Origin of the sequence: Bacillus daqingensis (assembly GCF_042654445.1) — a bacterium.
Lineage (GTDB): Bacteria > Bacillota > Bacilli > Bacillales > Salisediminibacteriaceae > Alkalicoccus > Alkalicoccus luteus.
The window spans coordinates 165985-187474 of sequence record NZ_JBHSGK010000013.1 but is presented as its reverse complement, the minus strand read 5'-3'; the positions used below and the strand labels follow the sequence as shown (position 1 = coordinate 187474).

General features: G+C 49.9%; 23 protein-coding genes. 17 read left to right on the top strand and 6 right to left on the bottom strand.

Annotated elements, in window-relative coordinates; translation table 11 throughout:
* Positions 1–22: 22 nt before the first annotated feature.
* Positions 23–1393, bottom strand: a complete 1371-nt coding sequence (locus ACFO4L_RS12170; RefSeq protein ID WP_377909947.1) for an ABC transporter substrate-binding protein — start codon at positions 1391–1393, stop codon at positions 23–25.
* Positions 1394–1891: 498 nt separating this feature from the next.
* On the opposite strand from ACFO4L_RS12170, the gene ACFO4L_RS12165 reads away from it, so the two are divergent.
* From ACFO4L_RS12165 to ACFO4L_RS12120, 10 genes are all read left to right on the top strand, one after another.
* A complete protein-coding gene (locus tag ACFO4L_RS12165; RefSeq protein ID WP_377909946.1) occupies positions 1892–2815 on the top strand; it encodes a carbohydrate ABC transporter permease in 924 nt (307 codons plus the stop codon).
* Positions 2815–3666 carry a carbohydrate ABC transporter permease gene (locus ACFO4L_RS12160; protein ID WP_377909945.1) on the top strand — a complete coding sequence of 284 codons (852 nt, stop codon included), beginning with the start codon at positions 2815–2817 and terminating at the stop codon, positions 3664–3666. The genes ACFO4L_RS12165 and ACFO4L_RS12160 overlap by 1 nt, the downstream gene beginning before the upstream one ends.
* Before the next feature lie 21 nt (positions 3667–3687).
* Positions 3688–4320, top strand: a complete 633-nt coding sequence (locus ACFO4L_RS12155) for a YesL family protein (protein ID WP_377909944.1) — start codon at positions 3688–3690, stop codon at positions 4318–4320.
* The gene (gene arfA, locus ACFO4L_RS12150; RefSeq protein WP_377909943.1) at positions 4317–5825 is read left to right on the top strand and encodes an arabinosylfuranosidase ArfA; all 1509 of its coding nucleotides are present in this window, start codon (positions 4317–4319) and stop codon (positions 5823–5825) included. Before ACFO4L_RS12155 ends, arfA begins: the two co-directional genes overlap by 4 nt.
* 22 nt (positions 5826–5847) lie before the next feature.
* On the top strand, positions 5848–7455 hold the full coding sequence (locus ACFO4L_RS12145; RefSeq protein WP_377909942.1) for a glycoside hydrolase family 43 protein: 1608 nt from the start codon (positions 5848–5850) through the stop codon (positions 7453–7455).
* Between the two features lie 229 nt (positions 7456–7684).
* Entirely contained in the window at positions 7685–8806 is a 1122-nt protein-coding gene (locus ACFO4L_RS12140; protein WP_377909941.1) for a GntR family transcriptional regulator, read from the top strand.
* A 176-nt stretch (positions 8807–8982) separates the two neighbouring features.
* Complete coding sequence (locus ACFO4L_RS12135) at positions 8983–9555, top strand: DeoR family transcriptional regulator (RefSeq protein WP_377909940.1); 573 nt, start codon at positions 8983–8985, stop codon at positions 9553–9555.
* A 16-nt stretch (positions 9556–9571) separates the two neighbouring features.
* Positions 9572–10447 (top strand): FixH family protein, encoded by an 876-nt coding sequence (locus ACFO4L_RS12130; RefSeq protein WP_377909939.1) that lies wholly within the window; start codon positions 9572–9574, stop codon positions 10445–10447.
* A 208-nt stretch (positions 10448–10655) separates the two neighbouring features.
* Positions 10656–10853 carry a hypothetical protein gene (locus ACFO4L_RS12125; protein ID WP_377909938.1) on the top strand — a complete coding sequence of 66 codons (198 nt, stop codon included), beginning with the start codon at positions 10656–10658 and terminating at the stop codon, positions 10851–10853.
* A 55-nt stretch (positions 10854–10908) separates the two neighbouring features.
* Positions 10909–11478: a hypothetical protein gene (locus tag ACFO4L_RS12120; RefSeq protein WP_377909937.1), complete on the top strand. Its 570-nt coding sequence runs from the start codon at positions 10909–10911 to the stop codon at positions 11476–11478.
* On the opposite strand, the gene ACFO4L_RS12115 is transcribed toward ACFO4L_RS12120, so the two are convergent.
* A complete protein-coding gene (locus tag ACFO4L_RS12115) occupies positions 11460–12341 on the bottom strand; it encodes an alpha/beta hydrolase family protein (protein WP_377909936.1) in 882 nt (293 codons plus the stop codon). The genes ACFO4L_RS12120 and ACFO4L_RS12115 overlap by 19 nt on opposite strands.
* A gap of 96 nt (positions 12342–12437) precedes the next feature.
* On the opposite strand from ACFO4L_RS12115, the gene ACFO4L_RS12110 reads away from it, so the two are divergent.
* Together ACFO4L_RS12110 and ACFO4L_RS12105 are read left to right on the top strand one after the other, a co-directional pair.
* Positions 12438–14120 carry a DUF2207 domain-containing protein gene (locus ACFO4L_RS12110; protein ID WP_377909935.1) on the top strand — a complete coding sequence of 561 codons (1683 nt, stop codon included), beginning with the start codon at positions 12438–12440 and terminating at the stop codon, positions 14118–14120.
* A gap of 105 nt (positions 14121–14225) precedes the next feature.
* Positions 14226–14798, top strand: coding sequence for a DUF7010 family protein (locus tag ACFO4L_RS12105; RefSeq protein WP_377909934.1), 573 nt, complete (start codon positions 14226–14228; stop codon positions 14796–14798).
* 85 nt (positions 14799–14883) lie between these two features.
* Here the strand turns inward: ACFO4L_RS12105 and ACFO4L_RS12100 are convergent, their stop codons facing one another.
* Both ACFO4L_RS12100 and ACFO4L_RS12095 read right to left on the bottom strand, forming a co-directional pair.
* Complete coding sequence (locus tag ACFO4L_RS12100; protein ID WP_377910319.1) at positions 14884–15117, bottom strand: OsmC family protein; 234 nt, start codon at positions 15115–15117, stop codon at positions 14884–14886.
* A 39-nt stretch (positions 15118–15156) separates the two neighbouring features.
* Positions 15157–15351, bottom strand: coding sequence for a hypothetical protein (locus ACFO4L_RS12095; protein ID WP_377909933.1), 195 nt, complete (start codon positions 15349–15351; stop codon positions 15157–15159).
* Positions 15352–15469: 118 nt separating this feature from the next.
* On the opposite strand from ACFO4L_RS12095, the gene ACFO4L_RS12090 reads away from it, so the two are divergent.
* The 5 genes from ACFO4L_RS12090 to ACFO4L_RS12070 all read left to right on the top strand — a co-directional run bounded on the left by ACFO4L_RS12090 (position 15470) and on the right by ACFO4L_RS12070 (position 20119).
* The gene (locus ACFO4L_RS12090; protein WP_377909932.1) at positions 15470–16147 is read left to right on the top strand and encodes an AIM24 family protein; all 678 of its coding nucleotides are present in this window, start codon (positions 15470–15472) and stop codon (positions 16145–16147) included.
* Between the two features lie 318 nt (positions 16148–16465).
* A complete protein-coding gene (locus ACFO4L_RS12085) occupies positions 16466–17872 on the top strand; it encodes a sodium/glutamate symporter (protein ID WP_377909931.1) in 1407 nt (468 codons plus the stop codon).
* Positions 17873–17934: 62 nt separating this feature from the next.
* The gene (locus ACFO4L_RS12080) at positions 17935–18720 is read left to right on the top strand and encodes an SDR family oxidoreductase (RefSeq protein ID WP_377909930.1); all 786 of its coding nucleotides are present in this window, start codon (positions 17935–17937) and stop codon (positions 18718–18720) included.
* Between the two features lie 227 nt (positions 18721–18947).
* Positions 18948–19724, top strand: a complete 777-nt coding sequence (locus ACFO4L_RS12075; protein ID WP_377909929.1) for an alpha/beta hydrolase — start codon at positions 18948–18950, stop codon at positions 19722–19724.
* Positions 19721–20119, top strand: coding sequence for an NUDIX hydrolase (locus tag ACFO4L_RS12070; RefSeq protein WP_377909928.1), 399 nt, complete (start codon positions 19721–19723; stop codon positions 20117–20119). The genes ACFO4L_RS12075 and ACFO4L_RS12070 overlap by 4 nt, the downstream gene beginning before the upstream one ends.
* 104 nt (positions 20120–20223) lie before the next feature.
* On the opposite strand, the gene ACFO4L_RS12065 is transcribed toward ACFO4L_RS12070, so the two are convergent.
* A complete protein-coding gene (locus ACFO4L_RS12065; protein WP_377909927.1) occupies positions 20224–20382 on the bottom strand; it encodes a hypothetical protein in 159 nt (52 codons plus the stop codon).
* 43 nt (positions 20383–20425) lie between these two features.
* Complete coding sequence (locus ACFO4L_RS12060; protein WP_377909926.1) at positions 20426–21487, bottom strand: ATP-grasp domain-containing protein; 1062 nt, start codon at positions 21485–21487, stop codon at positions 20426–20428.
* Positions 21488–21490: the final 3 nt, after the last annotated feature.

Genomic DNA, 21490 nt, shown 5'->3' with positions numbered 1-21490 from the left:
GGCCGGCTGAACGGGGAATTGATTATTGATCCATACGCGGACGAATGCTTTCTTCTGCCTGCTCAAGCGCTTCTTCCGGCGTCTGGGACTGTTCACGGATTACGTTAAACATGATGTTTGTATTAATCTCGTCCAGTACATCCGGAGTATGCTGCGTAATATTAACGCCTTCTACTTCATCCCGGATGTCCAGGAGAAGGTCGAAGATATCATCATTAAAGTACTCATAAAATTCACTGTCCGCCTGAATTTCTTCCGTATCCCAAACGTCCCAGCGCGGTGGATCAAAGCCTAGCTGCGTCCAGAGGTTAATGTTGCCTTCCTCTGACATTTTGGCAAAGTAGAGGAATTCTTTTGCCAGATCAACATCATCTGACTGGCTAGTTACAGCTGTACCTGTTCCGCCCATCCCGACGGTACGTGCATCATCATCGTCAAAGACCGGCATTGGACGAATTTCCATTTTACCTTCAAGATCCGGCATCTCTGCGAGGAAGTTGGACATAAAGAAGAGCGGCATCACCGTGGAAGCAGCACCTCCGCTGTTCATAAACCCGTAGTATTCCTCAGAATGATTCTCGTCACCTGGTGTGATCTGGGCAATTTCGTATTCGTTAACGAGATCAGACATGAACTGCAGAGTTTCGATGTTTGTCTCATTTGCAAGTGTCAATTCATGATCATCATTGAAGAAATCAGATCCCTGCTGAGCAACGAAAGGCCATAGGCCGTACCAGTTAGCAGATACTGTCGTCATCGGAACGCCAGTCGCTTCCACAACCTGCTGGCCGGCTTCTACATAGTCATCCCACGTATGAATGTCATCGATGTCGACGCCTGCTTCATCCATGATCTCCATATTATAGTAGACGACGGTTGCGCCTAAGTGAGTTGGGGCTCCGTAATAGTTTCCGTCCTGCGCATAAATGTCCAGCCGTTCGGTGATAAACTGATCGAGCTCGTCTTCGATTAAATCGTTGAGCGGCTCGAGTTGAATATCGCCGACAAGAAAGTTAGGGAATCTGGCAATTTCAATGTCGACAATATCCGGAGCGTCAGAACCGGACTGAAGTGCCAGGAGCAGGTTATTGTGCATTTGATCAAACGGATATACTTCCGCCGTCAATTGAATCGGATTATCTTCGTTCTCTTCGTTCCAACGCTCAGCTGCATCCTCAAAAAATTCGGAATGCGTTTCAGCGAACGTCCAGAAGCTAAGCTCCGTTGCACCCTCAATGTCATCCCCGACAACTGCCGTTTCTTCTGCCTCTCCGCCGCTTGCATCTGCATTATCTCCATTACCGGCGTTGCCATCTTCGTTACCGCCGCCTCCGCAGGCAGCTAAAAACAGAGCAGAACCAATCATAGAAGACAGCCAAAGACTCTTTTTCATTCCACTTCCTCCTTCAATGTCATGTCAGCGCTTTCAGAACAGCGCCAAACATGCTGATGTGTTGGGTGCAGGACAGATACGAAATAGTTCCTTCAATATCGTCCTGCGCATTCAACGAAGATAATTCATTGAATAAATTATTGATTAATTAGTATTTTATTTTAGTTATGCGTACAAGTCAATTAGAAAATAATCTGACAAATAAAATTGAAAAAAGATGAGTTGGGGTAGAAGCACTGATGCAAAAGGGTTAAAACCATGAATAAATTATGAAAATAAAGAAATAAAAAATTCTGAACTTGCGAATAAAGCAAGAATAAAATATAATTCTCACATATACATACGTACAGGTTGTACGCATATGTAACCGTTTTAGTTATAGGAGTGAGGTGGGGTGAAGCGAGTCATCTATCAGAATAGTTTGAACCTTGCAGTGTTACATAGCTACTTAGTTCACTCAATAACTAAAGTGGTGTAGATTGAAAAGGAGGGTCATCAATGGAACGAACTGCCGAACGAACGGTGGAGAAGAAAAAGCGCTCGAGTATTTTGTATTCAAAAACAGCAGCTCCGTATATTTTTGTTTCTCCATTTATTTTGTCATTTCTGGTGCTGTCGCTTTATCCATTTATCAGTGCAATTAATATGAGCTTTCAGCGCGTCGTGCCGGGACAGACAGAATATATCGGGTTTTCAAACTTTGAAAGGGTATTCAATCCGGTCTTCTTTACGGCCGTTCAGAACACGACTATCTACGTGATCTGGACCGTAGTAATTTTGACGCTCATTCCTATGCTGTTTGCGATTTTCTTAAATCACAGACTGATTATGTTTACAAACGTATTCCGGGCAGCAATCTTTATTCCGGCACTGACGTCTGTTATCGTAGCCGGTACCATTTTCCGGATGATTTTCGGAGAATCTGATATGGCATTTGCAAACCAAGTGCTTTCCTTTATCGGACTGGAGACACAGGAGTGGCGATACAGCGCGGCAACGGCTATGTTTCTTATGGTCGGTCTTGCTTCTTGGCGCTGGATGGGGGTCAACGTTCTTTACTACCTGGCGGCCCTCCAGAATGTCAGCAAGGATTTATATGAAGCAGCAGATATTGACGGAGCAAACGCCTGGCAGAAGTTCCGTAACGTGACGTTTCCGGCGATCAAGCCAATCTTCATTTTCCTCTCTACGATTACGACGATTAACGGCTTCCGCATGTTTGAAGAGAGCTTCGTTTTCTTTGAAACGACTTCACCGGGTAACATTGGTCTGACGATCGTCGGCTATATTTATCAAGAGGGGATTCAGCGCAACGACATGGGCTTCGGGGCAGCAATTGGTATCGTACTGCTCGGCATCATCTTCGTTGTCAGTATCATTCAGCTCTATGTCACCGGAGCGTTTAAGAAGGAGGATTCATGATGGATAAGAAGCTGACTCCGAAAGAAAAAGGCATCCGCCTGCTGCTCGTCCTGATGTTCAGCTTTATCTCGCTTGTGGCGCTGTTTCCGGTCATCTCGCTCGTAGTCGCGTCATTCAGTCCATCGACGGACCTGATGCGCTTCGGGCTGACGGCCGAGCTGTTCTTCAGCGGGTTTACCGTAGAAAACTTTGAGGTTATTTTTGGAGGGGAAGCTGGAGCATACTGGCGCTGGTACGTGAACAGCCTGATTGTATCCGGCGTACTGATTGTGCTGTCGCTTTTCTTCTCTTCCATGGTCGGCTATGCGCTGGCTTTATATGAATTTAAAGGGAAGCGCTTCATTTTTATTCTCGTTCTCCTTATTCTCATGATTCCATTCGAGATTATGATGCTTCCTCTTTACACGATGATGGTAAACCTGCGGCTTGTTGACACGTATTTTGGTGTGATGCTGCCACTGATTGTCGCACCGATCGCGGTCTTCTTCTTCCGCCAGTACTGTCTCGGCCTTCCGAAGGAACTGATGGAGTCAGGACGCGTAGACGGCTGTACCGAGTTTGGGATCTTTGCGCGTATCATGGCACCGCTCATGCTGCCCTCGTTTGCAGCGATGGCGATTTTACAGGGCCTTTCCAGCTGGAATAACTTCCTCTGGCCGCTCATCGTGCTTCGTTCCAATGATATGTTCACGCTGCCGGTAGGACTGGCGACGCTCTTGACACCTTATGGCAACAACTATGAAATTCTTTTCTCCGGCTCGGTGATGGCGATCATTCCGATTATCGTCCTCTTCCTGTTCTTCCAGCGCTTCTTTATTGCTGGTCTGACATCCGGAGGCGTCAAAGGATAATAGCGAAAGGAGCACGAGTGCATGACGGCGAAAGTAGAAGAAGCCCTCCGGTTTATCAGCCGGTTCGCGTGGCTTAACATGATCTGGATCGGCTTTACGCTGCTCGGAGGGGTTTTACTCGGGCTGTTTCCAGCTACCTACGCCCTGTTTACAATGGTGCAGCGCTGGGTGCGCGACGGTGAACAGGACGGTGTAGGGAAACAGTTTAAGCAGGTGTATAAACAAAAATTCTGGCAGGCAAATGGTGCTGGGTGGCTGCTTGCAGTCATTGGTGCCGTGCTGTTTATCAATTATCAGGTGATCGTCAGTGCCGGGGGGAGCCTGCCGCTTCTCGTCGTTCTCGCATTTCTGTTCGTGGTGAGCTTCTATGCACTGATGCTGGTGATGATTTTTCCAGTCTGGGTGTTTTACCAGGGCGGGATTGTGCAGGCGCTTGGCTATACGGCGCGGTTTATTCTCGGCAGACTGCATGTCGCCGTCGGGTTTGCTGTAATCGTTTGGGGCGGCGTTTATCTGTCGCTCGCGTTTCCAGCGCTGATTCTCTTCTTTTCGGGGAGCGTGCTGGCGTATATGCTGGCATGGTTTTTAAACCGCTCGATTGAACGGCTGACAATGAAAACACAAGTAAAGCAGGAAGGGTGGCAGCAATCATGACCAAACAAGCGAACGTCATGCTCGATAAGCGTGCCGTTATTGCAAATATAGACGAACGAATTTACGGATCATTCATCGAGCATATGGGAAGAGCAGTGTACGGAGGTATTTACGAGCCGGATCATCCAGAAGCAGACGAGCAGGGATTTCGAAAGGATGTGCTGGAGCTCGTGAAGGATCTGCAAGTGCCGATCATCCGCTATCCGGGCGGCAACATGGTGTCTGCCTACAACTGGGAAGATGGGGTTGGACCGAAGGAGGACAGGCCGCGACGGCTCGAGCTCGCCTGGCAGGTGATTGAAACGAACCAGTTCGGCACGAATGAATTCGCTGACTTTGCCAAAAAAACGAATTCAGACGTGATGATGGCGATCAACCTCGGCACGCGCGGAATTGATGCAGCCAGAAATCTGGTGGAATACTGCAATCATCCGTCCGGTTCTTACTGGAGCGACCTGCGCCGCTCGCACGGCTATGAAGCACCGCACAAGTTTAAAACGTGGTGCCTCGGGAACGAAATGGACGGTGACTGGCAGATTGGCCAGAAGACAGCGGTCGAATACGGACGCCTTGCAGCAGAAAGCGGAAAAGCGATGCGCCAGGTCGATCCTGATATTGAACTGGTCACGTGCGGCAGCTCGGGCTCCGGCATGCCGACGTTTCCGGAATGGGAAGCTGTGACGCTTGAGCATACGTATGACGTCGCCGACTACATTTCGCTCCATCAGTATTTTGGCAACCGCGACAATGATTCGCAAAACTACCTGGCGAGCACAATGGAGCTGGAGCATTTTATCAACACGGTCCGTTCGGTTTGTGATTATTTAAAGGCAAAAAAACGAAGTAAAAAAACAATGATGCTGAGCTTTGATGAGTGGAACGTCTGGTACCACTCAAACGAGGCTGATGAAAAACTGGAACGCTGGCAGCAGGCACCGCCGCAGCTGGAGGACCGTTATAACATGGAAGACGCGCTGCTCGTGGGCGGGATTCTGATTACGTTTTTAAAGCACGCCGACCGTATTAAAATGGCCTGTCTCGCGCAGCTCGTGAACGTGATTGCTCCGATCGTGACGGAAAACGGAGGAGGCTCCTGGAAGCAGACGATTTATTATCCGTACATGCACGCTTCCGTATTCGGACGAGGAAAATCGCTTCACACCGTATCAGCCTCGCCGAAGTTTGATACGAAGGACTTCACCGATGTGCCGCATACGGACTCTGCTGTTGTGTATCGGGAAGAGGAAGAAGAAGTTACGATTTTTGCGTTGAACAGGCATACGGAAGAGGACATCCGCGTCCACTACGCGCTGCATGATTTTAAGGGCTACGAGGTAGAGGAGCATATCACACTCCACCATGAAGACCTGAAAGCAGGCAATTCGCTGGCGCAGGAGAACGTTAAACCGGCTCTCAGCAAGGCACACACATGGGAAGAACAGGAGCTTCAGGTGGAGCTGAAGCATGCATCCTGGAACGTCATTCGTCTGAAGCGCCGCACCTAAACTATTCAAGGAGGAAGCAGCTATGACCCAAATCCAAAACCCGATTCTAACAGGATTTCACGCCGATCCGTCTATTTTGCGGGTAGGCGAGGATTATTATATTGCGACATCGACATTTGAGTGGTTACCGGGAGTTCGGATTCATCATTCCCGCGACTTAAAGCACTGGGAGTTCGTGTCGAGCCCGCTCACCAGAACGAGTCAGCTGGATATGCGCGGCAACATGAATTCCGGCGGCGTTTGGGCACCTGCCCTCAGCTGGCACGATGGCACCTTTTATCTGATTTATACCGACGTTAAACAATGGCACGGGGCGTATAAGGATGCCCATAATTATCTTGTGACAGCTGATGCCATCGAAGGCCCGTGGTCAGAGCCGGTTTATCTGAACAGCAGCGGCTTTGATCCGTCGTTGTTTCATGACGATGACGGCCGCAAGTGGCTCGTGAATATGATCTGGGACTACCGCGAAGGCAATCATCCGTTTGCCGGCATCGTGCTGCAGGAATTTGATGAGGCGGCGGGCGAACTGACAGGACCGGTTCGCACGATTTATGAAGGAACCGATCTTAAATTAACGGAAGGGCCGCACCTTTATAAAAAGGACGGCTGGTACTACTTGATTGTAGCGGAAGGCGGTACGCGCTATGAGCATGCAGAATCAGTCGCACGCTCGCGCAGTTTGGAAGGCCCGTACGAAACGGATCCGGATTACCCGCTGATCACCTCGCGCGGCGATGACACGCTCGTGCTGCAAAAGGCGGGTCACGGAAGCCTTGTGGAGACGCAGAACGGAGAGTGGTACTTCGTTCACCTTTGCGGACGTCCGTTAAACGGAACGTACTGCACGCTTGGACGAGAAACAGCGATTCAGAAGATTATCTGGACCGAGGACGGGTGGCCGAGACTTGCACATGGCGGCAATCGACCGGCTGAATTTGTAGAGGGGCCGGATCTGCCGGAAAGCACGATCAACGAGCTTCCGGTGCGTGATACGTTTGAAGGAACAGAGCTGCACGGAAACTGGAATTCGCTGCGTGTTCCGATGGAGGAGTCGTGGTGTACGTTAAAAGAGGCTTCTGGGCATCTGCGCCTTTACGGGCGGGAGTCACTCAGCTCGGTGCATAAACAGTCGCTCGTTGCAAGAAGGCAGACAGCGTTTGTGTGCACAGCAGCAACGAAGCTTTCATTCGACCCGGATACGTATCAGCAGAAGGCGGGGCTTGTCGTTTATTATGACACCGAGGATCATGTGTACCTGCACGTCACGTATCATGAAAGCAAAGGCCGTGTGCTGCAGCTGATCCGCACGAAAAACGGACAGTACGAAGAGCTGCTCCATCCTGCAAAGCGAATCACCCAGGAGGGGCCGGTCGAGCTGAAGGTGTCGATTTCCTACGACCGTATGCAGTTTTCATACCGCACAGAAGATGAAAACTGGCAGCTGATCGGGCAAGAGCTCGATACGACGCATATGTCAGATGACTCGGCGGCTGATGTCCGCTTTACCGGCACGTTTATCGGCATGGCCTGTCAGGATTACAGCGGCAGAAAGCGGCCCGCTGATTTTGATCACTTTGATTATAAGGCGGAAGGGGTTCCGAACACAGAGCAGGCTGTGACAAAGTAAGTTTATAAAGGGGCAGAGGGCGTTGTGGGACGCCCCTGCCTCTTTCTGTTCAATATAGCGGATGGTACTTGTATGTTTTTTGGAATGATATGAGAAAGTAATAGGTAAATGACGTGATGACAGCAAGAAAGCATGCTATACTAAATTTGTACGTATAAGTGTAAAAAATGAATGAGTGATGAGGTAAAAATAGACGGCGTTTCGGTCAGCCGGCAGAGGTGAGAAGAGCATGAAAACAAAATACAGCTATGTGAAAGCAGAAATTAAATCGAAAATCATGCAAGGGTACTTTCAGCCGCACGAAAAAGTCGGCTCTGAAAATGAACTGCTTCAGGAATATGGTGTAAGCCGCCATACGATTCGAAAAGCGATCGACGAGCTGGTGCACGAAGGCTGGATTTACAAAAAGCAGGGAGCAGGCACGTTCTGCGCCGATCGCACCCAGGAGACGGACGTCCGCTCCGGCAGAAAAAATATCGCCGTGATCACCACCTACTTTTCCGACTACATTTTTCCCTCTATTATCCGTGGAGCAGAGAAATTGTTCCGGGAGAACGGTTATCAGGTGACGGTGTTCAGTACAAACAACGATCATGAAGAGGAAAAGCGCTGTCTGGAAGCAGTGCTTTCTCAGCGGTTTGACGGTTTGCTGATTGAACCGACGAAGAGTGCGCTGCCGAATCCGAACATCAACTACTATTTAAATATCGAAAAGCTCGGTATTCCGTATGTGATGATCAACGCTTATTATGAAGAACTGGAGCCGCTGCACGTCGTTATGGACGATGTTGAAGGGGGACGGCTGCAAGCCTCCCACCTGCTTGAAGCAGGACACGAGCGGATTGTCGGCTTTTTCAAAAACGATGATATTCAAGGGGCAAAGCGGATGAAAGGCTTTATTAAGGCGCACCGCGAGCACGGCATGCCGCTCAGTCCGCAGCATATTGTCACATATCAGACGGAGAACATTCAGACGCTGCCGGCGCAGGAATTAACGCGCAAGCTGAAGGAGACCGCTGCCCATCGCCCGACTGCTGTGGTCTGCTACAACGATCAGCTCGCCCTTCTGCTGCTTGACGTGCTGCGTGAATCCAAGCTGCACGTGCCGGATGATATATCGATCATCGGATTTGACGACTCGTTTTTATCCACAGCATCCGAAGTAAAGCTGACAACGGTACCGCACCCGAAAGAGGAGCTTGGATCGGCAGCTGCGCAGACGGTGTTAAATATGATCGCGGATGCCCGTGACAGTGGGGGCAGGCGTACGGCAGTACCGATCATGTTTCCCTCGAGGCTCGTGGAGCGTCAGTCGACACGATCGCTGAATCCGCAGCCGATCAATCGGTAGTATATGCAGTCGAAAACACTGTTGAGAAGGTATTCCCCCTTTTCGCAGTGTTTTTTGTGCAGCGCCGTTAAAATGGCTTCTGTGAACGGTCAACATTTTGTAACAAGTTTTCACATTCTGTGCTGGTCAACCGGCTGTCGCTTCAGTAAACTGGAAAGAGAAAGGAGGCGGCTTCGATGAAACCGTTGGAACGACAGAAGATCATTGCCGATATGGTTCATCATCACGATGTGGTACAAGTAGCGGACATCAGCCGCGTCTGCCAGGTTTCCGAAATGACGATTTACCGGGATGTGCAGAAGCTGGAGCAGGAGGGACGCGTCCAGAAAACATCCCGCGGGATCACTGCGCTCGTGCCGGAGCAAAAAGGGAGCGAGACTTGCGCTTACTGCCAAAAGCCAGCGGGAGACAGACTTTCTGTGCAGCTCGTGTATCACGATCGCTCGCAGGAGAAAACATGCTGCAGTCACTGCGCGCTGCTTCGGTTCAACGAAAAAAGCGATGAGGTGGTGCAGTTGATCGGCCGGGATTTTTTACTCGATACGACGATCAATATCCGCCAGGCGGTATTCGTTGTGAACAGTTCACTGCCGCTGTTTTGCTGCAGCCCGCAGACGCTCGTTTTTCAGCGGCATGAAGAAGCCCGGAATTTTGCGGCTGGCTTTGGCGGAAGCCTGATGAACTTTGAAGAAGCGGTGCCGTTCGTGCGTCAGGATATGGGCTGCGCCTGCCAATCTTTACATACATAACCAGGAGGATACAAACATGAGGAAAGCATGGATACTGACAGCGGCGGTCGGCTTTCTGGCTGCCTGCGGAACGGATGAAGACAATAACGAACAAACCGGCGTAGTCGGAGTGGACGAAATCAATCTGGAGCCGCTTGAAGCGGAAATTGAGGCACCGGAGGCACTCGATCCAGGTGATGAAGCAGAGCTGCGTGTACTCGTTTCACAGGGAGACGAGCTCGTAGATGACGCCAGTGAGGTGAAATGGGAAATCTGGCAGGCTGGTTCAAAAGAAGGCAGTGAGATGGTGGAGTCTGATCTTCCGGGTGAAGCAGGCTGGTATGAGGTCAGCTATACGTTTGAAGACGAGGCGGTATACCACATTCAGCCGCACACAACCGCCCGAGGATCCCACGTCATGCCGGTTCACGATATTGTAGTCGGCGAACCGGATGAAGAAGAGCTTGAGGAGGCAGAAGACACCGAGCACGCTGACAGCATGGATGATCATGATCACAACCATAACGAAGAGGGTGAAGATCTTGATCAAGACAATGAAAACCACGACCACGACCACGAAGATCACAGTCACGATCATGGTCCGATGCATGAAAGCATGACGCTCGATTGGACGACACCCGAGCAGGTGAACGGGCTCGAGGAGCTGACGATTTCATTGGAAGTAAGCTGGGAGGAAGAGCCTTGGGAAAACGGAGACGTCCGGCTTGAAATCTGGCAGCACGGCGATGACGTGCGAACCTGGCTGGAAACAGAAGAAACGGCACCCGGTACCTACGAAAAAGCATTTGAGCCGGATGAATACGGCAGCTACCATATCATGGTTCACTTAGAGGATGATGATGTGCACGAGCACATTCAATACGAGCTTGAAGTAGAGGATGACGACGAATAGGCGTCTGTTTTAGCAGCACTGAAAGGAGGGAATCCCTTCTCTCAGTGCTTTTTTTGTGATCAACCGACGGTTTCGCCATGTAGGCAGGACGTTTCCTGTAGGCGGTTTATGCCGGTTTCAATTTTTTCAGGAAACGGGTTTCCATCAAACAGGGAAGAATGATACACTCGTGGTGGGAAAAAAGCAATGATAAATAGGGGTGTTTTTGGTGAATTCGGTACCGCTTAAATTTATGCTCGTGGTGGGGCTTCTCTTTATTGGCACGATCGTTGCTGCAGCGTTCAGCTACAGCGGCTATTCAGAAGCGGTCTCCACATGCGTGGAAGCAAACAAGCAGATTACAGAAAACGATCTCGGATTTATGGCCTTTAACTGGTCCGTCTCCTGTGGAAGCGGAGTAGAGTAAGGCAGCCAAACAGTCATGCGAAGCATGGCTGTTTTTTTTACAAGGAGGAAAAGCTATGAACAAACAAACGCTGTTCGCTTTTGCGGGAATCACGGCGATTACGGCCGCGGTGCTTATTATATTCAGCGAAACGCCTGTGATTGATCCGATTGGAGAGGAAGTGTCCATTTCCTACAGCTATCCGTCTTTTGAAGGCATGGAGATCGTGCTGGCCGCTGTAGCAGAGGACGAAAGTGAGATTTTGCTGCAGTACGCGGAGCAAGCAGGAGAAGCAGATGCCGATGAAGAAGCAGTGCCCGACCATATGACGGCACTCGAAGGGCCGTATGAGTATGAAGAGCCGGTGCTCACAATAAGACAGGGACCGGAGCCGGTCTGGCTGCGCGGTACCCCCACGGAATACAACGAAGACCATCACGGAGAGCTGTTCGAACTAGATGGACATGAACTATATGTTAGTACGGAAGAGACGCTGGGTCTTCTGCAGGTGATTACCAATTACCGCGATACGTCTTTTCTCATTCAACTGGAAGAGATCGACGTTGAGATGCCACGTGCAGAGCTTGAGGAGCTGATCCAGGATATCTTCTCGGAAATCCGGGCCTCTTATAATGAGCAGGAATGACGGGCTTCCCATTGGCAGTAACGGCGTAATTCTTCCAAAAAAGCATCATCCGCTTTTGGGGTAATCGTATCCCAGCTTTCATAGCGCCCTGCGCGTGCGAACGCGTGGTTGACTGCAGGGATGATCGTGATGATGACAGAGGACTCGGCGGCCTCCGTAAGAGCTTTCATGAGCGGTACGTTGCGGCTTACCGGCACGAGTGCATCGTTTTCAGCAAATACGTAATAAGCAGGAAGCCGGAGCACAGCGAGATACGGTCTGGCATCGTAGGCAATGATACGGCCTAAGTAACTCGTTCGTTTCAACGCATAATATCCTTTCAACAGGCTGCCCCACACCGGGACCAGCGGAAGCAGAAAGGCTGCCCTTGACTGGATCAGGCGCGAGGCCGTGTCATCTATGATTTGCTCGGTGACGCTGCACGCAGGTCCTGCGAGGCTGAGAACGGAGCTGAAAAATTGCGGATAAAGAGCACCGGCCAGCTGGACAATCCAGCCGCCCTGGCTGTGACCGGCGATGCTGAGCCGCTCTGAAATGACATCCGGTCTCTCTTTCATGATAAGTGCCATATCGCGAATATCTGCTGCCCGGCCGAAAAAAGACTGCGTTCTCCAGTCGCCTTCTGACTGACCGACGCCGCGCTTATCGAGCAACAGAACCGAGCGCCCTTCGTTAACGAGTGTTTCCGTGATGCTCTTATACAAAAAGAAATTGTCCTGTTCCCAGTCCAGCGTAATGGATAGGCCGCCGGAACCTGGTGCGAGAATAACGAGCGGGTGCGGACCGTGTTCTGGCGGTGAAACGAAAAAGCCTGCCAGTCTTGTACCGTCCGACATAGCTATCGATATCGGTTCGTGCTTCATAACGTGCCCCCCTTTTTCGTCAGTTTAGCGCTTTTGTCAGAAAAAAGAAACCTTTTCCAGCTTGCTCCGTAAAAGATAAACAAGAGGTGAGCGAACATGAAAAACTGGTTATTCTTTTTAACAGCGCTGATTTTGCTGTTCGTCGGACCGGCAGCTGCGTCTGCGTTTGAACTGGAGATTACGAATGCTGAAATCGATGCCTACTTGCAGGAGGACGGTTCGGCGCAAGTAGAGGAATCCTTTACGTATGCGTTTGAGGGTGAATTTAATGGCGTGATCCGATCGCTGATTGAGCCGGAGGAGATGACGATTCACAGCGTGGAAGCGTTTGAAGATGGTGAACCGCTCGCAATTGAGGTGGAGGAGAGCGAACACCGGATTCAGCGGCCCGGTGAGGATGAAACGTTTACGGTTGATTTAACGTACGTGATCGAAGACGCGGTCGTACGCTATACGGATTTTGGTGATTTCGACTATGCGTTTTTTGATCGCTCGAATGAAACAGCCTACGAGAACATGGAAATCCGTATCCATGCACCAGGACCGTCGGAAGAAGTTTTAGGCACCGGATTCGATGCACTTGAGGACGCCGAACAGCAGCTGGATGAAGCGACGGTCGCCTTTTTGCCGGGGCGGGTTCCGTCCGGTGAAAACGGGGATCTCCGCGTCGCGTTTGATGCAGAGCTGTTTCCGGCAGCGACCGTCACATCCGCGGACTCTTTGATGGAAATCTTGGAGGCTGAGGAGCGGGAAGCAGAGGAAGCAGCGGCAGCTGCAGCAGCAAGAGAAAACGTGATGACGACGCTTGCACCGATTCTGATTGTCCTGTTTGCGGGACTCTCGCTCGTGCCGATCTGGTTCGACCGACGCAAGTATCTCCCTAACAAACGGCGGGCGATGGAAAAGGGCTTTGAAAAAGGAGCGCCGGATTTGCAGCTGAGTTTGCCGGCAACGATGTTTTATGTGCAGCCTGCAGTCACGTCCGAGCTGCTCACGGCGTCGCTTCTGGACCTCGTCCGGCAGGGATATGCTGAGCAGGACGGAGACAGCTTTACGCTGAAGACGCGCGAGGGATTAAGCGGCCATGAGCAAATTTTAACCGCGATGCTCTTCGACGATATTGGAGATGGAACGACGTTTAACATGAGCGACCTCGAGCAGCATTTGAAAAAAGAAGCGAATTACAACGAGTTCGAAACGAAAAAAGCGGCCTGGGCAAAGGAAGTTGTTCATGAGAAAAATCAGGCAGAGCAGAAAATCCCGCGAACGGGTCTGAGAGTACTGGCGGGAGCAGCCGGAGTCGGCGCCATTGCAGCCTCCGTTATGTACTTCCTGTTCGGCTTGTTTCTACCGGCGATACTGCTTCTTCTCACCGGATTCGCCGGCATTGCGGCTGCTGCGCTGCACCAGCCGCGTACGGAAAAAGGCTGGCGGCTTCTCGGGGAGTGGCACGATTATAAAAAAGAGGTTGCCGGCTACGAGCCGGAAGACTGGCAGCGGCTCGATCCGGATGAGCAGCAGCTCGCCTTTATTTACGGCCTCGGGCTGAATGTAAAATCCGTCAGGCAGCTCAGCAAATCAATGCCGAAAATGAAGCAGGGCTCGGCGCCGGCTTATCAGGACAATATGATCCCGGTGTTTATGACAGCAGGCTTGTTTGCAAGTACACAGTTCTCCTCTTCTACAGCTGCAGCCTCGAGCACGCATAGCTCCGCGGGAACGAGCGCGGGCGGCGGGGCTGGAGCAGGCGGCGGAGGAGGCGGATCCGGTGGTTTTTAATTCACCGCCTGAAGTCAGGAATTGAATCGTTTAATGATCACCCTGTCCATAGGCGGCAGGGTGATGATTTAAAGTCTATTGAACGGTTCACTTAGGAGGAAACGGATGTCAGAATTTGATCATATGAGAGAAAAGCTTTCTTTACGGGGGAAAAACGGGATTGCATTTATTGCGGCAGCCAGCGTCATCTGGTGCCTGATTACAATGTTGTTTTTTCTGCCGCTTGATCAGCATACGCAAAATATAGGAATGCTGTTTGCGACTGGACTCATGTTCCCATTTGCAATGGCAGCTTCTGTGCTGTTAAAAGCGGAGTGGAAGTTTGACGGTCATCCGCTCGCGTCGCTCGGATCGCAGCTGAATGTTGCACAGGTGATGTACATACCGCTCGTGCTCTGGGCTGTTTCCATGGCCCCATCACAAGCGGTCCTATTTCTAGCAGTTATTGTAGCAGCGCATTTTTTTCCATATGGCTGGCTGTATAACACACGGGCTTTCTATGTCATGTCGCCTGTTATGGTTCTCGTGCTTTTTGGAACATCCATCGTCACAAATGCTGTCTGGGCCATTCCAGGCGTAATGGTTGTGCTGCTCCTTCTGCTAGCAGGCTGGCTTCATGTAGATTTTCGGAGCAAGGTCAAGCATCAGGAAGAGAGAAAGGAACAAGTTGCGGGTTAAAGAATGCAGTAAAAGCTGTCGCAATAGGATAACAGGTACTAAAAAGCAGCCGGTGATCCACAGGGAATCACCGGCTTCTGTCTGTTCAGTCGTATTCGTCAATCGTCCAGTCGTGGATGAATTCCACACAGCCTTTCAAGGTTTGTGCGACCGGGCATTTTTTCTCGAACACCGGCAGAACGCGCTCCGCCTGGTCACGTTTTCCACGAGGCACTTGAATGTGATAATGACAGTGAATTTTCGTGATTTTTAGCACGCCTTCGGGAGCTTCAATCGTACCTTGTACATCGGTTTTCAGTCGGTCCGGATAGGGAGGGATGTCACGCGCATCCAGCGCGCCGGCAAGGGTGCCGGTCAGTCAGCCGCCGGCAGCGGCGACGATGTGATCCAGCGTGGATGGATATTCCGTTTCGGGTTCGACTCTGTAAAACTCCTTCACACCTCCGTGAACGCCAAAATCAAACGGGTCCTCAAATCCTTCCAGATAGGCTTTACGGTGCGGGGGCTGCTGCTGTTCGATCCGGATGTTCGTTAACGCAATCGGTTTTGTCATGCAAGCACTCCTCTCTTTATGTCCGCTATTCCCGTGCTAAAAAAAGAGAAACCTGCCGGCACTTCCAATCGTAGGAAGCAATGAAACGTATTTTAGACGTAAAGGAGTGTCCGCAAGCATGAGCAGCTATTCGATTGAACAGTTTATTGAACGCACAGAACGAAAAGGACGTCCGGAGGAAGCGTTCGGACTTCAGTCAGACCGCATTCTAGAGGTGGAGCTGGCAGGAGACGTCTGGGCGAAAATGGGCGCGATGATCTCGTATACCGGTGAAATTAAGTTTGAACGGGAGCGGGCGCTGGAGCACGGGGTCGAGCGAATGTTTAAAAAGACGTTCACGAGCGAAGGCGGCGAATTGATGAAAGCAACGGGCCGCGGCAATCTGTTTCTGGCAGACCAGGGAAAGCGTGTGACGGTGCTGGAGCTTGGGAACAGACAGCTGACGGTCAACGGCAATGACCTGCTGGCATTTGAACCGACCGTCGAATGGGATATTGAGCTGATGCGAAAAGTCGCCGGCATGATGTCAGGCGGCCTGTTCAATGTTACGCTGAAAGGCGAGGGCAAAGTAGCGATCACCACGTATTTTGAGCCGCTTACCCTAAGCGTGACGCCGGATAAGCCGGTCTACACCGATCCGACCGCGACCGTCGCCTGGTCCGGCGGCCTCACACCGGAATTTCACACCGACATCAACTACCGCACCTTTTTAGGACGAGGCAGCGGGGAGTCGATTCAAATGAAATTTGAAGGCGACGGATTTGTCATCGTCCAGCCCGGGTTTGAAACAGAGTAAGCAATGCGTCATCATGAGCAGCCGGCCGTCTAAACGAACAGACCACGTATAAACAATGGCCGTACAGGGAGACCTGTACGGTTTTTTGCGTATCATTTTCTGGACTGCAAGATTCTCAAAGAGATAACGGACTCTAAGTGAAGGAACGTTTTTGCAGTACAAAAGCAGGGCTTATCCTTCACATTCCTTTTGAAGATTGGTCTATTTGCAGGGCGGCTATTATTGATATCGAACTAAATTACTTCCATCACGTTTACGTTAATAGCTCACTGGAAAATGAGTACCATAAAGAAACGAATGAACACAGGGGGGATGAGAATGGATGTCAGTCCGGAGCTGGTTGGATTCAGCTTGATTATTCTCGGTATCTTACTGTTAATCGGAAAGTGGATCCGCGTCTTTACACCGTTCTTTCAAAACTTCTTTTTGCCAAGCTCGATGATTGCTGGTTTAATTGGCTTGCTGCTCGGTCCTGAAATAGCAGGTCAATTTGGAGTGAATTTGTTTGACGAGGGAGGATTCTTTCCTCAATCCATGGTGGATGTGTGGAGCGAGCTACCGGGGTTACTGATCAACGTCATCTTTGCATCCCTATTTCTCGGCATGACATTCCCGTCTATTAAAAAGATGTGGGAGATTTCCGGTCCGCAGATTACATTTGCCCATTTTATTTCCTGGGGAATGTACGTTATCGGAACACTGTTAGCGCTCCTTATATTAACACCGGTTTTCGGCATGAATCCAGCTGCAGGAGCCTTGTTGGAAATCAGCTTTGTCGGCGGGCACGGTACAGCGGCAGGGTTATCCGGCACGTTTGAAGCCGTCGGTTTTGAAGAAGGACGGGATCTGGCGATTGGCCTTGCAACCATCGGGGTTCTAACCGGCGTATTTCTGGGAATGGGTTTGCTGAACTGGGCGGCCAGAAAAGGAAAAACAGAGATTATTAAAAACCCGGATGATATAAGCGAGGAGGAAAAGAAGGGGCTCATCGCAAAAGAAAATCAGCAGGAAGAACCGGCCGGGCATCAAACGACGCATTCAGAATTCATTGAAACCCTTACCGTTCATTTAGGATACATTGGGGTCGCCATCACCATCGGATTTTTGATGCTGGAAGGCATGATTCTGATCGAAGAAGCACTTTGGATCGAAGAGATCGAGATTTTTACTCATCTGCCGCTTTTTCCGCTTGCCATGATTGGAGCAGTCATCGTTCAGCTGTTTTTAACAAATGTGGTGAAGCATAACGTCATCGACCGGGGTGTGATTAATCGTATTCAAGGGCTGGCTCTGGATATGCTGATCACAGCAGCTATCGCGACGCTTGCACTTACGGTGATCGGCAATTACCTGTTTCCGTTTCTCATTATGGCAGCGGGTGCGATTTTATGGAACGTCGTTGCCTTTATATTTATTGCTCCGCGAATCATGCCGGACTACTGGTTCGAGCGAGGAATTGGTGATCTGGGGCAAGCGATGGGAATGAGCGCCGCCGGCTTGTTATTGATTAAATTGGCAGACCCGCAAAATGAGTCTCCTGCAAAAGATGGCTTCAGCTACAAGCAGCTGCTGCTCGATATCTTTGTAGGCGGCGGACTTGTAACAGCGGCATCAGTTCCGCTTATTATTGCATTTGGACCAGTTCCTGCATTGATTGTGGCTGCTGTGATTATGACAGGATGGCTGCTGCTGGGACTCTTTCATTTCGGTAAAAAAAGAAGTTGATGTTTGCAAGTACATGTTTTTGGGAATTCTGCCAATAGCTTCTAAAGAGGAGGAATGACAACATGAGTAAAACGGTTTTTATCACAGGCGCAGCGACAGGTCTGGGCAGAGGAACGGCACTTGGCTTAGCAAAAAAGGGGCACAAGGTGATCGCCGGTGTGGAAATCATTTCGCAGGTGACGCCGCTTCGGGAAGAGGCAGAAGCGGCAGGCCTCGATATAGAAGTGGTGAAGCTTGACATTACAGATAAACAAGATCAAAAGCTTCTGGAGTCCTACGATTACGATGTATTTGTTGCAAACGCGGCGATTGGTGAGGGTGGACCAATTTCGGAAATTCCCGTTGACAGAATGCGTGAAATTTATGAGACAAATGTATTCAGTACGCTTGAAAATGCACAAATTGCAGCGAAGAAGTTTGTTGAGAAGCAGCAAGGAAAGATCATTTTCCTCAGCTCCATCGTCGGGATCGTTCCGATGCCGTATCTCGGTGCCTATGGTTCATCAAAACATGCGATAGAATCCATCGCTAAAACGATGCGTGCAGAGCTGAAAGAGTTTGGCGTTCAAGTAGCTACGATTAATCCAGGGCCGTTTGAAACCGGATTTAATGACCGGATGTTTGAGGAACGAAAGAAATGGTTTCATCCGGATAAGCACTTCACTAAAGAACAATCGATCAAGGAGACGGAAACGATTTTGGATGAGCAGTATGATCCGGAAGATATGATCCGCAAGATGGTAGAGGTCATAGCGGATGACGACCACTTGTTCCGCACCGCTTATCCAGAGGAAGTTGAAGAGCAGATGAAAGAATCGGAGAAAGAAGCTTGGGAAGACAGGGTATAAACGGCAGGAAACTGAAATGTTTTTCCTGCTTAAGTGAAGAGGACGACTACCTGCGATAGGAAACAGGTAGTCGTCCTCTTTTTATGTTTCCGTTTTTAGGTGAAATGAATGTTACACTATCAGGGCCCAGTCTCCTGCACATCCATCGCAGCAAATATATGTAGTATCTGCACGTACGCTTAAAAAAACGCATGTTATAATTGGAAAAAACAGGAGGTGTCAGGGCAATGCCGATCGAGACACATGAACAGACTGTACTTGGTAAACGCAGGCAGATCAGCATCTACACACCGGACTCCTATAAGAGTAGTATAAGGCGCTATCCGGTGCTGTATATGCATGACGGCCAGAACATCTTTGATGATAAGCGCGCTTTTTACGGAAAAAGCTGGCGTGCTTCGCAAGCAGCGGAGCGGGCAGATGTAATAATAGCAGCCGTCGATTGCAACACAGAAGGAACCGGTCGGCTCGACGAATACAGCATGTGGGAGCTACAGGCAGACGTGAAACAAAAGCTGGCTCTCGATCCTTCTCTACGGGCAGGCGGTCAGGGAACGGCGTATATTCGCTATCTGATGGAAGAGCTGAAGCCAGCAATAGACCAAGAATGGCGCACAGATCCAGATCGAACAGGAATGGCCGGAAGCTCTGCTGGAGGAAACTGTACATTAAGCGCTGTCTGCCTGTATCCGCACTTGATTCGGTATGCGGCAGCGCTGAGCCCAGCCTGCTGGCTGTTTCAGGATAAGCTGGAGCAGCAGATAAAAGATGCGGCGTTAGCGCCTCAGCACCGGATTTACATCGATACAGGCACGGATGAACACGTTGGATCGGTCGGTCCGAAAGCTTACATGGAGTCGGTTTTTTCTGCGGCAAACGTGCTGCAGCGCACAAAGGCAGATACGCACTTTCACGTGCAGGAAAACGGGATGCATGAGGAAGCATCGTGGGGAGAACGTTTTTCAGAGGCTGTCATGTATTTATTTGAGGGGGGATCACGATGAAACGCGTCGATGTTGCATACGTACTGCTGCAGAAAGAAGGTCGTGTGTTGCTCGTACATAATAAAAAGCATGATTCATGGTCACTGCCGGGTGGCGGTGTGGAAGCAGGAGAGACACTCGCACAGGCAGCGGTACGTGAGGCGAAAGAGGAGACCGGTCTTGCCGTTACGCTTGAAGGAATCGCAGGCATCAATGAGGCGTTTATGAAAGACAATCACGTCCTCTTTATCACGTTCCATGGCACCGTTGTCGGAGGTGCGGAACAAATAGAGGATACGGCAACGGTTTCTGCGATAAAATGGACAGATACTGATACAGCTGCGGACATAATGCCGTATCTCGCTGATGTATGGAGACTGATGCTCGAAGGGGAGGCGCCTTACAAAGTACAATAAGCTGCCTCTTTATACATAGAAAAGCGCGCTTTTCTATTTGAGAAAAACGCGCTTTATTTCTATCCATATAGAAGGTGCCCATTGAACAGATGAAGGAGTCGTGATCACGTTTGCTTTTTCTTCTTACCTAAATTGACATAATATTCTCGGCCATATCTCGTTTTTGTCGCAAGACCGCCTTTTTTTCCGTTTGCGCGGTGCTGCTCACGCTGCTTATCCCGAATTTCCCGTTCCTTTTCTGATAATTCCTTTGGCTGGCTCATCATAAAACCTCCTTATAAAATTGAATTATCAAGCATGTCTTCATTAACTAAGTGCTTGAATGTTAGTAGCTGATTTGTCGTTGGTACGATTAATCTCCGTCACTGCATCATAGCGGGCGAATTCTTTTTGGTGGTCGTGAGTAAGCCATTCCGGCTGTATCGGACCGCCAGAGAGAAGCGCAGTGATCGCTGCAGGAATATCTGCTCCGCTCATATGGGAAAAACTGTACCCTCCTCCCATGCGTGGATTAATATCAATCACACATGGACCTTGTTCATCAACATACACGTCTGTATTGAGGTATCCTCTGTGCTGAAGCGTCGTGCCGATTTTTTCTCCCAGAAGCTCCAATTTCCTATCTCTTACTGTAATGCAGCGGTCCACGTCCCCCGCTCTCATCGCCAGTTGTTTTCTGACGAGCGTCGTTAAATAATTCCCATGTAAGTCGTTGATCACATCAACGCTGTATTTCTCCCCATCGACGACTTCCTGTATGACCACGGCCTGTTCAGGCGGAATATTATATTCTTTTCCGAGTGGAGACTGAAGAACTTCCTCTTTCACATACCGGTACGCATAGTACAAATCATCGCTGTTTCGAGCAAATAAAATACCGAATGAAGCAGAACCGTTGCGGGGCTTCAACACTAGCGGATAGGAGATCTCTCCGTTGGTAAGAGCCTCGTGCACCTCATTCATGGAAATAAACGTTTTTGGTGTTCGGACGTTGCTGAACGTCAGTAAATCGCTGTAAGCTGCTTTATCCCGAACTTTTCTAACAACCGCAGCATCCGGCACTAGCAGCTGTGTTCCGATACGGTGAAAGCGGTTCTTATTTTCAGCAAGCAGGTGAATCTCTAAATCATTCAGAGGAAAAACAGATTTTATCGCTTCTTTTTTGCAAATGTGCAATAGCGCTTCGACATACATTTGATCATTGTATTCCGGTACGACATAGCTTTTATCCGCTACTTGAAGAGAGGGGGCATTGTATTGGCTGTCACAGACGACCACCTCCCCGGAAACATTCTGGCTTTTAAAAGCTTCTTTGAAAAATGTAATTACATCCAATCTTCTTGCTGAGGACGTGATCAATAGATTCATGCT

Bases quoted from the DNA above. Each gene is read 5' to 3' on its own strand.
- ACFO4L_RS12155 (WP_377909944.1), top strand. From the start codon at position 3,688: ATGACGGCGAAAGTAGAAGAAGCCCTCCGGTTTATCAGCCGGTTCGCG.
- ACFO4L_RS12145 (WP_377909942.1), top strand. From the start codon at position 5,848: ATGACCCAAATCCAAAACCCGATTCTAACAGGATTTCACGCCGATCCG.
- ACFO4L_RS12090 (WP_377909932.1), top strand. From the start codon at position 15,470: ATGAGCAGCTATTCGATTGAACAGTTTATTGAACGCACAGAACGAAAA.
- ACFO4L_RS12140 (WP_377909941.1), top strand. From the start codon at position 7,685: ATGAAAACAAAATACAGCTATGTGAAAGCAGAAATTAAATCGAAAATC.
- ACFO4L_RS12070 (WP_377909928.1), top strand. From the start codon at position 19,721: ATGAAACGCGTCGATGTTGCATACGTACTGCTGCAGAAAGAAGGTCGT.
- ACFO4L_RS12105 (WP_377909934.1), top strand. From the start codon at position 14,226: ATGTCAGAATTTGATCATATGAGAGAAAAGCTTTCTTTACGGGGGAAA.
- ACFO4L_RS12130 (WP_377909939.1), top strand. From the start codon at position 9,572: ATGAGGAAAGCATGGATACTGACAGCGGCGGTCGGCTTTCTGGCTGCC.
- ACFO4L_RS12115 (WP_377909936.1), bottom strand. From the start codon at position 12,341: ATGAAGCACGAACCGATATCGATAGCTATGTCGGACGGTACAAGACTG.
- ACFO4L_RS12170 (WP_377909947.1), bottom strand. From the start codon at position 1,393: ATGAAAAAGAGTCTTTGGCTGTCTTCTATGATTGGTTCTGCTCTGTTT.
- ACFO4L_RS12135 (WP_377909940.1), top strand. From the start codon at position 8,983: ATGAAACCGTTGGAACGACAGAAGATCATTGCCGATATGGTTCATCAT.
- arfA (WP_377909943.1), top strand. From the start codon at position 4,317: ATGACCAAACAAGCGAACGTCATGCTCGATAAGCGTGCCGTTATTGCA.
- ACFO4L_RS12080 (WP_377909930.1), top strand. From the start codon at position 17,935: ATGAGTAAAACGGTTTTTATCACAGGCGCAGCGACAGGTCTGGGCAGA.
- ACFO4L_RS12120 (WP_377909937.1), top strand. From the start codon at position 10,909: ATGAACAAACAAACGCTGTTCGCTTTTGCGGGAATCACGGCGATTACG.
- ACFO4L_RS12095 (WP_377909933.1), bottom strand. From the start codon at position 15,351: ATGACAAAACCGATTGCGTTAACGAACATCCGGATCGAACAGCAGCAG.
- ACFO4L_RS12110 (WP_377909935.1), top strand. From the start codon at position 12,438: ATGAAAAACTGGTTATTCTTTTTAACAGCGCTGATTTTGCTGTTCGTC.
- ACFO4L_RS12165 (WP_377909946.1), top strand. From the start codon at position 1,892: ATGGAACGAACTGCCGAACGAACGGTGGAGAAGAAAAAGCGCTCGAGT.
- ACFO4L_RS12160 (WP_377909945.1), top strand. From the start codon at position 2,815: ATGGATAAGAAGCTGACTCCGAAAGAAAAAGGCATCCGCCTGCTGCTC.
- ACFO4L_RS12085 (WP_377909931.1), top strand. From the start codon at position 16,466: ATGGATGTCAGTCCGGAGCTGGTTGGATTCAGCTTGATTATTCTCGGT.
- ACFO4L_RS12075 (WP_377909929.1), top strand. From the start codon at position 18,948: ATGCCGATCGAGACACATGAACAGACTGTACTTGGTAAACGCAGGCAG.
- ACFO4L_RS12060 (WP_377909926.1), bottom strand. From the start codon at position 21,487: ATGAATCTATTGATCACGTCCTCAGCAAGAAGATTGGATGTAATTACA.
- ACFO4L_RS12065 (WP_377909927.1), bottom strand. From the start codon at position 20,382: ATGAGCCAGCCAAAGGAATTATCAGAAAAGGAACGGGAAATTCGGGAT.